Source organism: Paenibacillus thalictri, from assembly GCF_004307995.1.
Taxonomy (GTDB): Bacteria; Bacillota; Bacilli; order Paenibacillales; family NBRC-103111; genus Paenibacillus_AF; species Paenibacillus_AF thalictri.
Window position 1 is genome coordinate 182432 of sequence record NZ_SIRE01000004.1, and the last position, 17574, is coordinate 200005.

General features: G+C 54.2%; 15 protein-coding genes and 2 pseudogenes. 5 read left to right on the forward strand and 12 right to left on the reverse strand.

The window, feature by feature from the left end; all coding sequences use genetic code 11:
• The first annotated feature begins 92 nt into the window (after positions 1-92).
• The gene (locus EYB31_RS05420) at positions 93-1223 is read left to right on the forward strand and encodes a TolB-like translocation protein (RefSeq protein WP_131012267.1); all 1131 of its coding nucleotides are present in this window, start codon (positions 93-95) and stop codon (positions 1221-1223) included.
• A gap of 90 nt (positions 1224-1313) precedes the next feature.
• On the opposite strand, the gene EYB31_RS05425 is transcribed toward EYB31_RS05420, so the two are convergent.
• The 4 genes and pseudogenes from EYB31_RS05425 to uptA all read right to left on the reverse strand — a co-directional run.
• The gene (locus EYB31_RS05425) at positions 1314-1937 is read right to left on the reverse strand and encodes an MBL fold metallo-hydrolase (RefSeq protein WP_131012268.1); all 624 of its coding nucleotides are present in this window, start codon (positions 1935-1937) and stop codon (positions 1314-1316) included.
• A gap of 21 nt (positions 1938-1958) precedes the next feature.
• Positions 1959-2525, reverse strand: coding sequence for a thioredoxin family protein (locus EYB31_RS05430; RefSeq protein ID WP_131012269.1), 567 nt, complete (start codon positions 2523-2525; stop codon positions 1959-1961).
• A 150-nt stretch (positions 2526-2675) separates the two neighbouring features.
• Positions 2676-3152: pseudogene (locus EYB31_RS40850) on the reverse strand (nuclease-related domain-containing protein); the annotation flags it as partial.
• An 18-nt stretch (positions 3153-3170) separates the two neighbouring features.
• Positions 3171-3773: pseudogene (gene uptA, locus EYB31_RS40855) on the reverse strand (undecaprenyl phosphate transporter UptA); the annotation flags it as partial.
• Between the two features lie 296 nt (positions 3774-4069).
• Here uptA and EYB31_RS05440 point away from each other — a divergent pair.
• Together EYB31_RS05440 and EYB31_RS05445 are read left to right on the forward strand one after the other, a co-directional pair.
• Positions 4070-4420 carry a cupredoxin domain-containing protein gene (locus EYB31_RS05440; RefSeq protein ID WP_420819427.1) on the forward strand — a complete coding sequence of 117 codons (351 nt, stop codon included), beginning with the start codon at positions 4070-4072 and terminating at the stop codon, positions 4418-4420.
• A gap of 89 nt (positions 4421-4509) precedes the next feature.
• Positions 4510-4824: a dehydrogenase gene (locus EYB31_RS05445; protein ID WP_131012272.1), complete on the forward strand. Its 315-nt coding sequence runs from the start codon at positions 4510-4512 to the stop codon at positions 4822-4824.
• 333 nt (positions 4825-5157) lie between these two features.
• On the opposite strand, the gene EYB31_RS05450 is transcribed toward EYB31_RS05445, so the two are convergent.
• The gene (locus EYB31_RS05450) at positions 5158-6975 is read right to left on the reverse strand and encodes a sensor histidine kinase (protein WP_131012273.1); all 1818 of its coding nucleotides are present in this window, start codon (positions 6973-6975) and stop codon (positions 5158-5160) included.
• A gap of 66 nt (positions 6976-7041) precedes the next feature.
• Positions 7042-8082, reverse strand: coding sequence for a TRAP transporter substrate-binding protein (locus tag EYB31_RS05455; protein WP_131012274.1), 1041 nt, complete (start codon positions 8080-8082; stop codon positions 7042-7044).
• Positions 8083-8293: 211 nt separating this feature from the next.
• Between EYB31_RS05455 and EYB31_RS05460 the strand changes: the two genes are divergently transcribed.
• Positions 8294-9583 carry a hypothetical protein gene (locus EYB31_RS05460; RefSeq protein WP_131012275.1) on the forward strand — a complete coding sequence of 430 codons (1290 nt, stop codon included), beginning with the start codon at positions 8294-8296 and terminating at the stop codon, positions 9581-9583.
• A 24-nt stretch (positions 9584-9607) separates the two neighbouring features.
• On the opposite strand, the gene EYB31_RS05465 is transcribed toward EYB31_RS05460, so the two are convergent.
• From EYB31_RS05465 to EYB31_RS05480, 4 genes are all read right to left on the reverse strand, one after another.
• Positions 9608-10279, reverse strand: coding sequence for an NAD-dependent epimerase/dehydratase family protein (locus tag EYB31_RS05465; RefSeq protein ID WP_131012276.1), 672 nt, complete (start codon positions 10277-10279; stop codon positions 9608-9610).
• Between the two features lie 55 nt (positions 10280-10334).
• Complete coding sequence (locus EYB31_RS05470; protein ID WP_131012277.1) at positions 10335-11537, reverse strand: MFS transporter; 1203 nt, start codon at positions 11535-11537, stop codon at positions 10335-10337.
• A gap of 223 nt (positions 11538-11760) precedes the next feature.
• Positions 11761-12741 carry an HD domain-containing phosphohydrolase gene (locus tag EYB31_RS05475; protein ID WP_131012278.1) on the reverse strand — a complete coding sequence of 327 codons (981 nt, stop codon included), beginning with the start codon at positions 12739-12741 and terminating at the stop codon, positions 11761-11763.
• Positions 12742-12901: 160 nt separating this feature from the next.
• Positions 12902-13288: a VOC family protein gene (locus EYB31_RS05480; RefSeq protein WP_131012279.1), complete on the reverse strand. Its 387-nt coding sequence runs from the start codon at positions 13286-13288 to the stop codon at positions 12902-12904.
• 180 nt (positions 13289-13468) lie between these two features.
• Between EYB31_RS05480 and EYB31_RS05485 the strand changes: the two genes are divergently transcribed.
• Positions 13469-14254: a TSUP family transporter gene (locus EYB31_RS05485; RefSeq protein WP_131012280.1), complete on the forward strand. Its 786-nt coding sequence runs from the start codon at positions 13469-13471 to the stop codon at positions 14252-14254.
• Positions 14255-14478: 224 nt separating this feature from the next.
• On the opposite strand, the gene EYB31_RS05490 is transcribed toward EYB31_RS05485, so the two are convergent.
• Positions 14479-15594 carry an FAD-dependent oxidoreductase gene (locus tag EYB31_RS05490; RefSeq protein ID WP_165452229.1) on the reverse strand — a complete coding sequence of 372 codons (1116 nt, stop codon included), beginning with the start codon at positions 15592-15594 and terminating at the stop codon, positions 14479-14481.
• Positions 15591-17546, reverse strand: coding sequence for an FAD-dependent oxidoreductase (locus EYB31_RS05495; RefSeq protein ID WP_131012282.1), 1956 nt, complete (start codon positions 17544-17546; stop codon positions 15591-15593). The genes EYB31_RS05490 and EYB31_RS05495 overlap by 4 nt, the downstream gene beginning before the upstream one ends.
• Positions 17547-17574: the final 28 nt, after the last annotated feature.

The following is a 17574-nucleotide window of genomic DNA, read 5'->3' on the forward strand; positions in this document are numbered from 1 at the left end:
ACAACTTAGAAACAATTCGATATATTGCCGAAATCTCCGGAAGTTAAGCTGATGTTATCGATATGAATTCAACTTCGAAGGAGACCTGCATCATGACTACTTGGTTGAGATTATGGAGTCTGGTCACGTTGGCGCTAATAACCGGGCTGACAGGCTGCCAAGAAAGCACGGAAAACGACGGAAAACGCACAACGATCCAAAAACCCGATCATACGGTTACGGTGATTGATCCCCCTGCTTCCTCGTCATCTTCATCAACCGGCAAGTCCGTCACCATGGATAAGATGGAACGGCTTGACGGGGTGTACGCGCTGGATTGGCTGAACGAGCGGCAGCTGCTAATCTCCAAAGAAAATCCGGACACGGCCCTTATCGATTCCGAGAACGGCAAGAAACGGCCGTTCCAAATCTACATCAGGGATATTGCCACCGGCCAGGATAAGCTGCTTAAGGGGAGTCAGAACCTGGTGGAATCCGGCCCTATCGTTTCACCTGACGGGAAACATGTGTTTCTGCACGAAAGCAGGACGTTTGAAATGGATGGAAACAGCGGGGTTCTCGTCGATGTGGTCAAAGGGGGCAGCCGGATCGTTACCCCTAACGATCGGGGCGGCCTGGAATTGGGGACATGGACTGACAGCGATCACTTTATCGTGCCAAACGGCCGCGGCTCCATTCTGGACGCCGGCACCGACGGACAAGATAACGTTCTGCTCACGTTAGACGAGTCTGCGGCGATTTCCTATGCGGCTAAATTAGGCCAGCGGCTTTATTACGTCACAAACGATACTTTGTCGTTGTACCGGCTTGATGATAAAACAACAGCTCATGTGGAAAACAATGTATGGCGTTTATCTGCGTCTCCGAATGGGAGCCAACTGGCCGTTGTAAAAAATACGGGGCAAACGGAACGCACGCTGCTGCTGCTTGATGCCGCCGATCCGGCGAAGCGTGCCATCCTTGGGATTGCGACGCAGTTTTACGCCTTCGACTGGTCTCCTGACGGGGCATATATCGCTTTCTCCGTTTACAGCAAAGAGAAAGACGGCTTGAACGGCGTATATGTCGTAAACGCCAAAACCGGCAAGATGGACCAGTTGGGTGATTTTCAGGAAACCGGATCTTTAGCCTGGAGCCCTTCGGGCAAGCAAATTATGGTGTCCTCCTCTGTTTTTGCAGACAATCAAATGAAATACGCCACCTATCTTCTGGATCTTAAATAGACGGCGCATGTCATGTAAAATAATTCAAAAAAAGCACGAAAGAACCCCCGGGTAACGCTTGTTTTAAGCGTTTGCCGAGGGTTCTTGCCGTTACACGTACGGATTGTTTTCTCGTTCGAAACCGATGGTTGTTTTTGCCCCATGGCCCGGATAAACCGTGACATCGTCGTCCAGCTCGAACAGCTTATCCTGGATTGAATCAAGCAGATCGTTCATGTTGCCGCCCGGAAGGTCGGTACGACCGACCGACATCTTAAACAAGACGTCGCCGCCGAACAGGTGCTTCTCGTACAGGAAGCTGACACTGCCCGGCGAGTGGCCGGGCGTGTGCATGACCTTCAGCTTTACGCCGAGGAAGTCCAGCACCTGACCTTCATCCAGCGCATATTCGGCCGGTTCAGCCACGATCGGTTCACCCAACTCGGGCCAACGCGCCGAGCCGTTCTTCTTCGGATTCGTCAGCCAGTCGGCCTCCAGGTCGTGGATATATACCGAGCAGCCCTTCAGCTTGCGGATCTCTTCCACGCCGCCGATGTGATCGAAATGCGCATGTGTCAGCAAAATCGCCTCGATCTGCATGTCCGCAATCCGGCGGACAAGCGATCCGGGCTTCATGCCCGGATCGATGATGATGCCTCTATTCTCTTCCGGCCGCGACAGCAGGTAAGCGTTTGTTTGCAGCGGTCCCAGCGAGAACGTTTCGATTTTTAACATGTTGTAATGGCGCCTCCGCTCTTAGAAAGAGGACAGCAGTTCGCGCAGCTCGGATGTAATAGTCGCGTGATAACCTGCCCCATCGCCGTATTGGCGGCCCATTTCCTGACGCGCTACAGCGATTTTATCTTGGTAATCCGCCGCGTTGCGGTCCGGATTTTCCTGTTTGAATTGGGTCATGACCGCTTGCACGTTAGCCGGGCGAGGTCCCCAATGACCAAGCACATGGCCGCCGAAGTCGGTGAAAATAACAATCGGAATCGCTTCGCCGCCCATGGTCAAAAACTGCGCCATTACGTCAGGATGCTCTTCTTTGATCAATACCTCGGTAGGAATACCGGAAATCTCCAACGCGCGGAACACAACCGGCACGTTGCGCACCACGTCACCGCACCAATCGGCGCAAAGAATAAGGCAGCGCAAATCATCGCGGTTGTTCAGCGATTCGAAGAACTCCTTGTCGCTTTCGCTTGCCCATTCGAAGCCGTTGTACCATTCTTCGAATTTCTCTTTATTTTTCGTCATCCCATCGATGAATTGCTGCGGAGTAATGCCGGTTTTAATTTTCGCCGCCAAACTAGTGCTCATATGTAACGCCTCCTATAAGTTTTTCCCGCAACCCTGCCAATAAGTGCAATGTGCAGGTATTCCGTGCCGAACACACGGACTTAAGCGTCTATTCCTATTTTACCTGAAAAAACGCCTTCCTCCAAGTAGCCCGGGTATGCCTATATCCCTTTATTTGCTGCTGCGGCCGTGCTCCAAGATGAGCTTGGCAATCGCCGCAACCTGCTGCGGAGACAACGTCTTCTTTGGCTTGTACGTTTTGATAAAATGTGCCAGTCGGTCCAGCTTGACCGTAGCAAACGCCGGGCTTTTGCCGACAATATGGCTGTCCGGGTTCGTGAAACAGATGACGCCGACGATATCGGCCTGTTGCTTATGTTCGCGCAGCAGCTCCTTAAGCACAAATTCGTGCCGGTACAGTTGAGCCGTCGGATCGCCCTTGTGGCCTTCCTTAGAGCGCTCCAGCCCCTGCTCGGTAAAGCGGATTTCGCCCGACCAGTTTTTCGAATCGATATGAAACACGCCGTTCGGACCAACAACGATATGATCGAACTCCTGAGAGCTGCCCCCGGCCTGCACATGGCGGCTGTTCAGCACCTTGTATTCGCTGCCGATGAATTTCAATTGATGAGCGGTATTTCTTTCGCCTTCATTGCCGGCTGCTTTAGCGGCCGAGCTTTTGCCCCGGCGGAACAACTTGTAGATCAAATAAATCAGGGTCAGCGCAACGGAAGCCCAAATAATCGGCTGCACGTAAGGACGTGCGATTTCATCGACTTGTTCCCAGTTGGCGCCCAACGTTTTGCCGAGATAAACAAACAGCACCGCCCAAGGAATCGTCCCCAGCGTCGTATACAACGTGAACCGCCATAGCGGCATACGAGCTAACCCTGCGGGAATGGAGATCGCCTGCCGGACCACCGGAATAAACCGTGCGGTAAACACCATGCCCGCGCCGTACCGGTTAAACCAGCCCTCGGCGATGTTGACAAAATGCGGCTTCACGCCCAAAAATTTGCCGTATTTCTCGATCACCGGCCGGCCGCCGTATCTTCCGATCCAGTAAAGGATTAACTGCTGGGCAATGCAGCCGATGGTGCCAAACAGCACGGCCCCCAATAAAGTAATGTTGCCCTGGGAGACCAAATAACCCCCGTACGACAGCACAAGTTCGCTCGGAATGACCTCCAGCATCAAACCAAGCAATATCCCCCAATAACCGAGCCCTTCGATAAACGTTAATGCCGCATGAATAAGTTCTTTTAACATGTGATAGGATGCTCCCTCGCATTCTTGATCGCATAGTTGGCCTGTACGCAGCCTTCTGTATTCTACCATATTCAGGAGCATTCCGACAGTTTGCCGCGCCGTTTACCCGAAATGCCGCCTGACTCTCCATTTTCGTGTCATGGCTGGCCAAGCCCGCGCATACACTTGTACCAAAATATGTACAAGGCGGGATGATAATGAATAAAGTGCTGATTATTACGAAAAAACATCTGTACCTGACGATTATGCTTGCCGTGCTGGCCGCGGGCACAATCGCTTACTTCGAAAGCGGGAACATGATTAAGGCGGCCACAGGCGCGGCAGGAGAACCCCGGACCATTCAGCTCGTCACGGGCGAGTTCAAATCCACAACGGCGGACGGCAAGAACATCGAAGCTTACCGCTGGGATCCGGGAACGATTTATGTGAAAAAAGGAGAGAAGATCAATTTAAGCATTTACGGCGTCAATGGGGACAGCCATCCTTTTGTCATCGAAGGGCTGAACGTGAAAGGTGAAGTAAAGAAAGGAAAAGAAACGATTGTCTCCTTTAAAGCCGATAAAGAAGGCGTGTACCGGATCATCTGTCTGACTCATCCCGATATCGCCCATAACGGCCCGATGGTCGGCTACATTGTCGTTGATTAGGGAGAGCAATTCGTCAAATGACGGCAGCGAACTGCTAGGGGCCAATACGGCATTCTCCGCATACCTTAGGGTAGGAAGGAGAATGGCCCATGAATCCGTTACATCAGCAAAAGCACGCCCCGGAATATCCGACAGCCCGCAAAATACGGCGCACCTGCAACAAAGAACTTTATCGCACCATCAAGCGGTTGAACAAATATATCGCCCCCGAGCTTGTGGAGCAAGCGGAGAAGCTGTATTTCAAAAAAGTCGCGCTTAATGTCCAGTGGATCTCTGAAAACAGCAGCAACCGCAAGCTGCTGTCCGATTGGTGGGAGGAGCACGTCGGTCCCGATATCGCCGAACTCTGGCAGGTGGAACCGTCCGCGCTCAGCAAGGCGTTTCGCGATGCATTCGGCGGCTGAATCAAGCTCGGGCGGGGTTCTATCGACGCCGGCTGCAGCAGCATAGACCGGCCAGTCTCGACTGTACCTTGCGCACCCTAGACGGCGAGGTTTGATCGTCCCTTACACACCTAGGAGTCTGTCCGACGGATTGATTTTCGTGAATATTTATTCGAGCGCCATCGTCCATACGCGCAAACAAACAAGCGCTCCTAGCGGCTCCCTGCACCAGGCAGCCGTTTGAAGCGCTTGTTCGCTGTTAATACACTTGAGGGAATATGTCCGCACCGGTTTCGCCGTTGAGCGGCGTCACGTCAAGCAGACGATCCGCTGCTTTCGCCCGACCGTACATCGTCAAGCAGGCTGCAGCGGCAGCCGGATATCGACCGTCGTGCCGGTTCCGGGAATACTGTGCAGCCGGATGCCGTATTGCTCGCCGCATAGATACTGGATGCGCCGGTGCACATTCAGCACGCCGATACGTTCGCTGGCCGCACGCGCTTCCTTGCGGGACATTTCCCTGCGGATTTCTTCAAGCCGCTCCGTTTCAATTCCCGGACCGGTATCGGATATGCGCACCACAAAGACGTCGTCGGCCTCGCGGCTGGCCGTAATGTGGATGACGGTTTTGTCGGCGCTTGGCTCAATGCCGTGAATCACGCAATTTTCCACGATCGGCTGCAGCGAGAAACGTACGATCGGCTGGGTCAACGCCCAATCCGGTATGTCGATTTCGTATTCGACTTTTTCCTCGAATCGGTATTTCTGGATCCGCATATACAGCTCGCAGACGCTGATTTCACTTTGCAGCGGCACGGTTTTGGACGTTTCCTTAATATTGAAGCGCAGCAGCTTGGCCAGCGAAAAAGCCATATCCGCGATATGGTCCATGTCGCGCTCCAGCGCCATGCCGCGAATCGTCTCCAGCGAATTGTACAGGAAGTGCGGATTGATCTGGGACTGCAGCATCTTCAGCTCGATTTCCTTCTGATTCAGCGACAGCTCCGTTTCTTTTAACCGCGAAAAATACACCTCGTCCAGCAGTTCCTTCAGTCTGACGACCATCTCGTTGAAGCCGTGCGTCAGCATGCCGATCTCATCTTGCGATTCCACGGCGAGACGGCTGCTGAACTCGCCCATCTGCACCCGCTTCATCAGCGAATGAAGGTTGCGGATCCGGCGAATCAGCCCCGAAGCAAACACGGCGCCAAGCACATACGCCGTCAGCAGCGCCACCGCCGTCGTCCAGAAGATCGTCTTGCCGATGTAGCTGATGCCGCCCATCAGATCGCTGTAAGGTCTCGTGGTGAGCAGCGTCCAACCCAAGAAGAAGGAATGGCTGTAAGACACAAAATCTTTCTGGTCCGTAAGCAGCGAACCGCTCTGCTGGTGCACCAGCGTGTCGAGCTGGTCGAAATCGGCCATTTCCCCCAGCATGTTCAGATCGGGGTGATACACATAATGGCCCTCCCGGTCCAATATGATCATGCTGCCATCCTCGCCGACCGTCACTTTTTCCGCCAGCTCCTGAAACCTTTTATAATTCACGTCCAAAATCAGCATGCCGATCGGCTCCAGCGTAAATGGGCTGACCAGCCGCCTGACAATGGAAAGCACCGGTTCCGGACGATCCGCGTATTTGACAAACCGGCTGATCAGAATCGGATCGCCGTTCACCGGCACCGACTTGTACCAATACTCGTCGCTCAATTCGCTGACCGGCTCAATGCCATTGACCCCAATCGTGTCTACGGTTTGAATATTGTCTAGCGTAATGGTAATCGCAGTGATGTCCGATCTGGAGTAAGACGCATTTTGCAGCATCTGCTGAATTTCCGCGCGGATGCCGCTCTGCTGCACTTCTTCTTGTGTCTGCATATGCAAAAACCGGATCATGTCCGGGTGGTTGACCATTTTAAGCATCAAAATTTCCAAGTCGTTGACATAATACTCGATGTGAGCTTTGACCTGCTCGATGATCTGCAGGCTGTACTGCTGCGCTTCCTTCTCCATTACATTGGCTGAACGCTGATAAGATATCGCTCCGACCACCAGCATCGGAATCATGATAAATAAAGCGGAAAAAACAAACAGCTTAATCGCCAGCGACTGGTCGTTAAGTAGCAATAATCTGAACAACTTGCGAAGTATCGGCCTGCTGACTGCCTTCATCCGGTTCCCTCCACCCGCTCCGCGGACATTAAAGCGCTCCCATAAATGATGTTTATTGGGATCCGTTTAATTCCTTGCTTTGTCGATTGCATCCAGCACATCCTTATAATCCTCGCGGTAACTGTCAATGATCGGCTTCACCGCATCCTGCCACGGCTTCAAATCTTTCACTTCCGTCACGGCGACACCTGCCGACCTCATCCGCTGCTCCGACTTCTTCTCAAATGAAGTCCACTGCTCCCGCTGGTAATCGACCGATTCCGCCGCCGCCTGTTTGATGACCTTTTTGTCTTCGGGGGAAAGCTTTTCCCATGTCACCTTGCTGATGAGCAGCACTTCCGGCACACGCTGATGCCCGTCCAAAATCAGATTCGGCGCGGCTTGAAAATGCTTGGAGGTATCGTAGCTCGGCCAATTGTTCTCCGCCGCTTCCACCGTTCCCGCCTTCAGCGCTCCCAATACATCGCCGTAAGACAACGGAGTGGCGCTGGCGCCTAGCGCGGTAATCAACGCGATATTGACTTTATTTTGCTGGACGCGAATCTTTTGCCCTTTCAAATCTTCCGGGCTGCGCAGGGGCTTGCTCGAGTAGAAATGGCGCGCGCCGGAATCATAATAAGCCAAGCCCAGCATCATGGAAGCGCTTAACCCTTCCAGCAGTTTATTGCCGTCCGCGCTGCTCAAAAAGTTCCACTCATGCTGCGCATTATCGAATATATACGGCAGGCTGAATACGCCGAATGCTTTATTAAACTCGGCAAGAGGCCCCGAGCTGACGCGGGAGAATTCAATTGCTCCGAGCTGAACCTGTTCGAGCACCTGCTTCTCCTCGCCGAGCTGGGAGTTGGGAAACACATCGATTTTAATGCGGCCGTTCGACTTCTGGCTGACTAACTCAGCGAACTTCTTATCGCCAAGCGTTGTCGGATAATCGGGAGGATGCGTCTCCGCCAAACGGAATGTAAAAGCCGATCGTTTCTCCGGCACCTTCCCTCCGGACGTCGTGGCAATATGCGGTTTAGCGCTGCCTCCGCAAGCGGATAAACCGGCTGCCACCGCCATGGCGGCTGCAAGAAAACCGATCACGGTGCGGAACCTTTTTTTCATTGCGTTTGTCCCCTTATGTCGGATTTTGCTACCGTTTTTGTTATTTTAAGTATAAATCAATCCGGCTGCAACGCAATAGGACATTGCTGCAAACGCCTAAAAAATAAGCTATTGAAGCCTGTGTACACATGAAGCATAATGAAGATTAGTCTGCTGCATCTTGGGTCCCATTGGCCGCAAATGACAAGTACGAGACTCCAGGAGGACGCCGATGCGCCGGATTATTTTATTTTATGTACCTATGGGAATTTCTTCGATGCTGGCCGGTTTGACGCATATTATCATTAACGGCGTGCTGGCCCGAGCGGAGCATCCGGAAGCGGCAATCAGCAGTTATGCGGTGGCGCTCAGCTTATCGTTTCTGCTTGATCTGCCGATGAATGCGCTGCGTCAAACGTCAAGCCGTTATGCCCTTGACCGCGTGTCGTTTCGGAGCGTCGCCCGGCTAACCTGCTGGGTTGCCGGCAGTCTGCTTGCGGCAAGCGCAATCATCGCCTTCACCCCCGCCGGAGCGGCGATCTTCCGCTATTTGTTTGGGGTGAGAGAGGAATTGCTGGCCCCTACCGTGCAAGTTTATCAGGTGCTTGCGATCATGTACGGAATCACTTCGCTGCGCAGCTTGTTTCAAGGCGTGATCATCAACCGGTTGAGAACCGGCTGGATGACGATCGGAATGGCGGTGCGGGTTGTGGTTATGCTTGCAATGTCATGGTATTTTGTCCGCAACGGGGTTCCGGATGACGGGCGAATCGGAGCATTGATTTTTATGGTGGGCTTGCTGATCGAATGCGCCGTAGCGGTCACCGAAGGGCGCTCTCTGCGTAAAAAGCTGCCGGAACGCCAAGAGCTGCATTATGTGGAAAATATACGCGAACTGCTGCCTTTTTATGTGCCGCTGCTGTACTCATCGTTAGCGACGGCAGTGCTGCAGCCTTCGATTCAAATATCGCTCAACTTAAGCGCCAATCCGACGTTATCCGTCGCTTCTTATGCGGTCGCCATTCAGCTGTCCAACATGGTCGCATGGTTCTGCTCGTCCGTACACCAGATCGTCATTCATTTCTATATGAAGGAACGGCGCAATGTGCTGATTATCGTTAGCGTATTGTCGCTGTTTTCCCCTGTTCTGCTGCTTGCGGTTTCCACGGATGCCGGAGGCAATCTGATTCTCGGGCCGGTTCTCGGCATGAAAGGAGCGCTGATGGAGGATGTGAAGATGCTGCTGCGTTTTTTTGCGGTGCAAAGTTTGCTGTTTCCATGGCTCGACTTTCTGACCGGCATATCGATGCTGAAGGGCAGGACCAAAGCGGCGATGATCGGCAAAATCAGCTCGGTAGCGCTATCGATCGCCATTCTGATCGCGGCCGTCTGGATGTCGCCGCAGCTGAACGGCAGATTAGCCGGGCTGGCTATAGCGGCTGCCGCTCCGGTGGAACTGCTTATCGTCTTCTGGACGCTGCGCAGAATGGACAAGCCGGCAAGGATGTGGGCCAGAGGGTAACGCAAGCGGCCCCTCTGGCCTCACTCACTTGCGGCTTAATTCGGCAATCCGGTCGGAATTGTAAACCGTCACGCCCCGGCTTGCCTGTTTGGCAGCACGGATCATACCCCGCGCCACCGCCGCGGCCTGTATAGGCTTGTACCGGCGGAGCGGCCCTATAAACAGAAACGGCAGCGCGCGCAGCACATACCCGGCAGCGATCTCTCCGATACGCCGCTCGTTCCGTTCCCCAAGCAGAAACGAAGGTCTGAAAATATGCAGCGAAGGCAATTGCAGTTTGCGCAGCGCTTCTTCAACTTCACCCTTAACGCGGTTGTAAAAAATCGACGAGCCGGAGCTGGCCCCCATCGCCGTAACGAGCAAATAACAAGATGCGCCGTACTTTTTGGCCCATTCGCCCAGCATCAGCGGGTACTCCAGATCGACCTTGCGGAACTGTTCCCTTGTCTTGGCCTGCTTGATCGTTGTGCCCAAGGCGCAGAACAGATGGGCTCCGCGCAGCAGATCCTTCAGCTCCGATTCCAGCTTATCCCGCTGCCAATCGGTAACAAGCTGCGTCAGCCTAGGGCTGGCGCTGTCGAGTGGACGCCTGACGATAGCGATCACGCGGTCATACCCCGAATTCTGGAGCAGCAGCCGCACCAGTTCGTTTCCGACAAGTCCCGTTGCCCCCGCCACGATAGCCGTACGTTTCATATCAGCCACTCCTTCATTGATTATAAGCGCAAGTTCAAAAAGCCGGCTTTTTGAACTACCCCTTTAATGAAATGTTTTGCTGCGGTTGTTCCTTTTTCCAGCCCGTTTGAAGTTCCTTAAACAGCCCGGTATAGCGCGTCGCCCACCAGAATCCGGCCACAGCGGCGGCGCTTAAGATCGCACACAACCCGAATGCGGAAGCGAACCCCAGCTTGGAGGCGTACCAGCCGCCAAGCACAGCGCCGAATATTTTACTGATCCCAAGCAAGGTGACCGCGTTCATCATCTGCCCGCTGGCCTTCAGCTCCTTCATGACATATTGGTTGACGTATTCGGCGAGGCACAAGTAGAACAATATATACGTTCCCCCATGAATCACCCACATCACCAGCACCGTTTGCGGCGTCAGCGCCGTCGCATACAGCAGCCAGCGCACCACGTGAATAAGCCCTGAGAACAGCAATATATTGATCATCCCGAAACGTCTGAATATCCGGTCGAAAAACAGCATGAACGGAAATTGGCTGAATGAACCGATCGCCAGCCCCAGTCCGATGACTTCCATGCTGATTCCCTGCTGCTGGCTGTATATCGCATGGAACGAAAAGAAGAACCCCAGCGTTGTCGAGCAAATAAACGTATAGATGTACAGCGCCATCAGCGTGCGGTCCTTAAAAAGCTCGACCAGCTTGACCTTCTTTCGCCCGCTTTGGTGCCCTTCCACCTTCGGCAGCAAAAACGTGTTGGCGAACGCTGCCAGCATGACCAGCGACGTTACGAGAAAGATGCTGTGAATATCGCGCGCAAAAATCCAACCTGCCACCCCGGTCATAATGGCATAACCGACTGAACCAAACGTGCGCACCCCGGAAAATTTCACGATGCCCTTGGACGACAGCTCCAGCGTAATGGCATCGCTGAGCGGATTGATGGCCACTTGAAAGAAGCTGAACACCGACATGCCAAGCAAGATAAGCCAGAAGCCGCTGCCGGAAAGCTGAACCAGCCAGACGCTTAAGGCCGACATCAGCGTACAGATGACGAGCACCCGGTTTTTGTAAGGCGAGCGGTCGCTGATTATGCCCCATAACGGCTGCGCGACAAGGCCGATAACCGCTCCAATCGAAGTGAGAATGCCGATTTGCAAATTGCCGAGGCCAATTTCGGTGAAATACAAGCTGATATAAGAGAAAAAGGCTCCGGTGCTCATATAAATCAAAGCGTAAAATAACGATGTGTACCCCATTGTTTTGCTCATTCCGGCAAACCTCCCATTCCTCCTTATTATTCCACCTTCTGCCAGCCATGCCAAGACGATATTCAGTAAAAAATGGTTTTTCTCTCCTCAGCGGTTAATCCGTACAGCAGCAGTGCCCTACGGCCTACGGCAAAAAGCCCTTGCTGAGACCGCGAGGGCAGCGAGGGCTTTTGTCCGAAACAAACATCGTTATGTACATGTGTAAAGCCGTAAGTATGCCAAGTTACTCCAACTGCAGTCCGGCGAACGTTTCTACAATATCCGGATCAAAGCTGATCCCCGCTTCGCTCACCACATAAGCCAGAGCATCGTTTTCCGTCCACATATCCTTATACGGTCTCCGGCTGACCAAAGCATCGTATACGTCAAGCACCGTAACAATACGCGCCTCCAGCGGAATTTGCTCTTTGGCTAGACCATACGGATAACCGGTGCCGTTCCATTTTTCATGATGATGCAAAATAATGTTGTGTGCCGTCGCCCAGTCCTGGGCCAGCCACGATTCGTTCATTTCTCCCGTTACCTTGGCCAGAATGTCGGCCCCGATCTGCGGATGAGTGTTGATAATCATCCGTTCATACGACGCCAGCGGACCCGGTTTATATAAAATTCCTTCGGGAATGCCGGATTTCCCGATATCGTGCAAAATGCTCGCATGGGTGATCGCCTGCATGTAATCGGTCGTCAGCTTTAACCCGCAGCGCTGATTATGAGCATAGACGAGCTGCTCGGTCCACCGCTGGACACGCATCAGATGCTGCTCAATGCCGGGATCGCGGATTTCACAAGACATCGCCAGCATCTTGAGCAGGGCGCCCTGTAAACGGTCTTTTCCGTCTTCGTCGATATACACGCCTTCATTCAACTGCTCCAGCTCGCGGAATACGCCGACGTAATACGTCTGATCGCCGATCAAAAACGGCGTAATCGTAATCGACGAATGCCAGATGTCATTGCTTTTTTTGCGGTTTACGAAAATCCCCGACCAAGCTTTTCCCCGGGACAACGACTCCTTCATTTTCTGAAACGATCTGAGCGGAGTATGTTTGGTCCGCAGCAGGCCGGCAGCGCGGCCGATCACTTCCTCGCGGTTATAGCCGGTCACACGTTGGTATGCCGCGTTTACCTCAAGGATGACGTGACGGCAATCGGTTATCACTACTGCGTCCGACAGCTGCAAAAACGGTCGCAACGGTTCTATCATCGGTGTCTCTCCCCTCTGTTTCGTCAGGTATATTTTACATGTCCTTAAAAACAGGCAACTGTGATAAAGGTCACAACGCAATAAAACCGCCATCTTTATCCCCAAGCAAAGGAAAAAGAAAGCGGTTACGGTGCGTTCCTGCAACCATACAGATCAATGACTATCCCTGCTTCGGCTCAAAATACTCCAGCCGCTCTCCGTCCGGCCCAAAGAAAAATGCGATTTTTACGCCGTCCAGAATGACACGCGGCGTCTCGTCAAGCAGCTTCACGCCAAGACCTTTCAGCCGCTCCACTTCCGCTTCGATATCGCTGACCGTAAACGCGATATGATGGACCTTGCCGTTATCCGGCTTGTCGCTTGAACCACGTCCGATGAGTTCAATCTCAATATTGTCCGAGCCCTCGAACGACATAAAACCAAGCTCCACTCCGTCCTCCAGACGTGCGCGGTGAACAAGCTTAAGTCCGATCACCTCGGAATAAAACCGCACCGAAGCGTCCATGTCATTGACAAACAGGCCGATATGCTCCAGCTTGTGAATCATTGTGCACTCATCCTCTCCACAATTTGGTTGTCCATTTCCGAGCATATCATGGACATCGCCTCATCGCAATCGATTTTAGCTCTTATATGGAAATCATTTGAACAAATCGACAATTGTCGACAACATGGCCCTGCTGTATAATGTAAAGGCATGTTTTCTAACCGGGAGTTGACCTTTTAGATGGATATTTTTCAATTGCCAAACCTCGATATGCTGTTATTTCTCGTCGCTGTTGGTTTTGTTGCCGCTTTTATCGATTCGGTGGTTGGCGGCGGCGGATTGATTGCCCTGCCTGCCTTATTGCTGACTGGACTTTCGCCCACCATGGTGCTTGGTACCAATAAGCTCGGCGGCACGCTGTCGTCGTTGACCAGCACCGTGAGTTTTTTATTTTCCGGCAAAATCAATCTGAAGCTGGTGCTCGCATTGTTCCCGCTGTCTTTCATCGGTTCGGGACTCGGCGCTTACGCCGTCAAACAGATGCCTTCCGAATTTTTGAAGCCGCTGGTTGTCGTACTGCTTGTGGTCGTAACCATCTACACTTTGCTGAAAAAAAACTGGGGCAAGGAATCCCGCTACACCGTGATGACCGGCTGGAAAAAGACGATTGTTGCCCTGCTGTCCTTTGCCATCGGCTTTTACGACGGTTTTTTCGGACCGGGCACAGGCTCGTTCCTACTCTTTATGTTCTTGTTTCTTGGCTTTGACTTCGTCGGCGCGTCCGCTAATGCCAAGGTGCTTAATTTCGCCAGCAATGTTTCCAGCCTGCTGATGTTTTTCCTGCTCGGCTCGGTACATATCGGCTACGGCTTGCCGCTGGGCATCGCTATGATCGTCGGTGCGCTCATCGGCACCCAAGTCGCCATCCGCAAAGGCTCGCGGTACGTCAAGCCGCTGTTTATCGTGGTTACGCTGCTGCTGGTCGGCAAGCAGATTTACGATTTGCTGCACACCGCGCTTGCTTGAGTTATGCGCTTTGATCAGCGCCTTGTTTGCATTATGCAGCTGCTGTCCGGTCAAAAAAAAGCGCCTATTCCAATCAGCTCGGAATAGGCTCGTGTATAACCCCGGCATGAGCCGACGTTTGTTACATAGACGGCATGGTTAACCGACGTTTGGCGGCGGACTTCATAATTAGCCCGCAAGCGGCACACGAATCGCAGCCAGATCTGCCGCCAGACAGCTGCGTTTCAGCCGCCGGCCCTCTCCGGAATCCGCTCGCCCGACGCCGCGCAGCCCGGCCCAATCAGCTGGTTATGCACATAATCGGCGGCTTCGAGGCCTGCCTCCGCAAGCAATCTGACCGCCACGCCGCCTTGATCCCACAGAGACGCCTCACGAATCGCCGCTTCGGCTGCCGCTGTCCAGCAGCCAATCGCAACGGTGCGGCCATCGGGAGTGGCTACCCAGGCTGCTGCGCCATCTTTTTGGCGAGCGTCTTCGCCGGATGCATTCAGCACAAAATCAGGCGTCGACCAGCTCAGCTCGCTGACATGGACCAGATCCCCGCATTCGAATCCGGTCTGCCGCTTCGTTTCCAGAAACACCTGTTCAAGCGCCCCAAGAAAGGCGATTTCCCCCCGCAGCTCCTTATCCGCAGCAGATACCGCAACGGTAATGGAAAACTCGTTCTCCCAGCAGCTTGGCGCGATGCGAATATCGCAAACGGCCTCGTCATAACCGCAGCGGGAGATCAGCGGTTGCTCCAACCGGTCCCCGTTGAGCGTCGTTAACGCCCAGAACGTGTGCCCGCTCTCTTTGAGAACCGACGTGCTCCCGAACAAGCTTTTGGCCAGCACCGCCGACTCCGTACAGTCTACCGCGATTTTGCATGGCACTTCCCACAGTCCTTCCCGCGTAGCGATTTGCACGGCGGCCCTACGTGTTCCTGCTTGCCTGCTTTCCGCAACGTCCATGTTGTCTGTTCCCTCAATCACACCGGCAGACTTCTCCGCCATTTCCGCTTCCGTCAGCAGCCTTACCGGAACAACCTCAAAGATGACATCGATACCCCGTTCACGAACCCATCTGTCCGCCAGCAGCTGCACCCATACCGGATCCAGAAAATCGCCTTGCGCCCCTCCGTGCCGCTTCAGCAGTTCCAGCCAAGTACGGACGACCGGATGACGCGCAGCCAGCTCGGCCGCAGCGGGAAACGGCAGGCGGCACAATCCAAGCTCCTGCATCAGGGATCCGCCTTCCGCCACAATGACGACCTTATGTCCGCGTTCGGCAAGCGAACAAGCATGAAAAACCGCTCCAATCCCTCCGCCCACAACCGCAACATCATATTGTCCTGTTCTCATCGCGCCGCACATCCTTTCTCTGTATGCTCAGCAAGATGAATTTTCATGCGTTCGATGCCGGCAGCAATGGCCAATCTGACATATTGCCGGGGATCGTTCAAATACGGCCGGCACAGCTCGATACCGCCAGGGTGCCCCGCCGCCGCCATAATAAGCCCGACCCAGCTGGCCATATTCCAGCGGATCGACGTCGTCACAAGATCGCCCTGCGCCGTATAATCGCCGCCCACGCCGGGACACTCGAACCAGCGCTGCAGCCGTTCCGTCAGGTCCAGCTGCTGCTCGCGGGACAACTCTCCGCACCGTTCATACAAATATTGCAGCAGCAATGTATTAAAGCTTGCCGAGTGGTTCTCCTCCAACGCCGCGAGGACATCAGTATACGCATCCTTGCAGCGCAGCAGTCGAAGCACGATAACGGCCGCAACCCACTTCGGATACGGCTTCAAATGCTGCGGACGGTCATCCTCCCGGCTTCGCAGCATACGCAGCAGGAACGGAACCGCCGTTTCGCTGCCCAGCAAACCAAGCGCGAAGGCCGCCGACCTGCGGCAGGCGTATTCCCCCTTGCCGTTCATCAGGCCAAGCAGCGGCGCTTCCGCCGGCTTGCCTAACTGAACCAGCCACCAGATCGCGAAGCCTTCTTCCTTCGCGCCTATATAAGCTGCCAGCTTTTGCGCCAAACGTTCCGCTTCAGCCGGGCTCATTTTACACAAGTATTCCCTGCTGATCGGCACCCCTGCAAGCTCGCCATGCTGAAACGTCAAATTGGCCGTTTCCGTGCGGGTCAAATCGTGCGGCTTCAGCACGCCGCGTTCCACAAGCCTGCGCTGCAGCTCGGCCACGGGCAGCTGTCTTGGCTCCAGCCCGCGGGCGGCGCTTATCGCGGCCGCCACCCCCGCCGCTTCGCCGACCTTTTGCATATCCCGCTGCATGCGAACTCCCATCGACACCTCGCGGTCGACAGACAACGCGCGGCTTGCCACCAGCATGCCGCTAACTCCTTTCGGCAGCAGGCTGCGGTAGGGGATATCGCACCAATATGAACCTTTGACGAACATATCAAGCACGACCAGCCAAATTTGTGCAAAATCGGATTCGTTGCCCAAATCTTTGGCATGCGTATCATAATGAGAGCACGCCCGCGATACCACATCGTCAAAGTGCCGATCATACAGGAAATCGTCCATGTTCATGACGTAATCGCCGGTAATATGCCGCCCTTCCCGCACGCCTAATTTCGGAGCCGCCGACAACAGATGCTGGCCTGAACCGGGACCTTCCGTCAAATACTTGGCAAGATGCGCGCGGCCTTCCATATAAGCGGCGCTCACGTCGAGCACGCTGGAGGAATGCACCCACCCCGCGTCAAAGTTGAGCTGCCCGAGCTGCAGCTTGCCCGTTCTCGGATGCTTCGCTACCGTCCGTGGGGTAAGCGAGTACAAGTGGCATATTCCGTCGAACTCCCGGCCAACCGTAAAATTCGCTCCGGCCGCTGCCGCGATATCTCCATCCGCCGAGCAATCGATCGTTACTTTAGCCCGGATGTCCACCACCCCGGCCGGACCGGCGGCAACAACTCCGGCCACCTGGCCGTCTTCGACCCAAACATCAAATGCCGTATGCCGGAGCAACACGCGAACGCCGTGCTCCTTCAGCATTTCGCTGTACACCGATCGTTTGGCTTCGGGGTGTGAAAGCGAGTCGCGTCCGCCAAATACCGCTTGCCGGGCCATGACCTTTTTGTCCACCAGATCCTGAAGCCCGCCGCGTGAACCGTAATGATAGCTGCTGATATTCGAACGTGTAGCGACTCCGCCGACCGCCGCGTCCATCTCCACCACAATGACGGACGCGCCTTCCTGAGCGGCGGCGATCGCCGCATTGCAGCCCGCGGTTCCCCCGCCTACGACAAGCACATCTGCGGATAACTGCTCTTTTGCCGGTATCATATGGATCAGCCTCCTAGAGAAGAAGGGG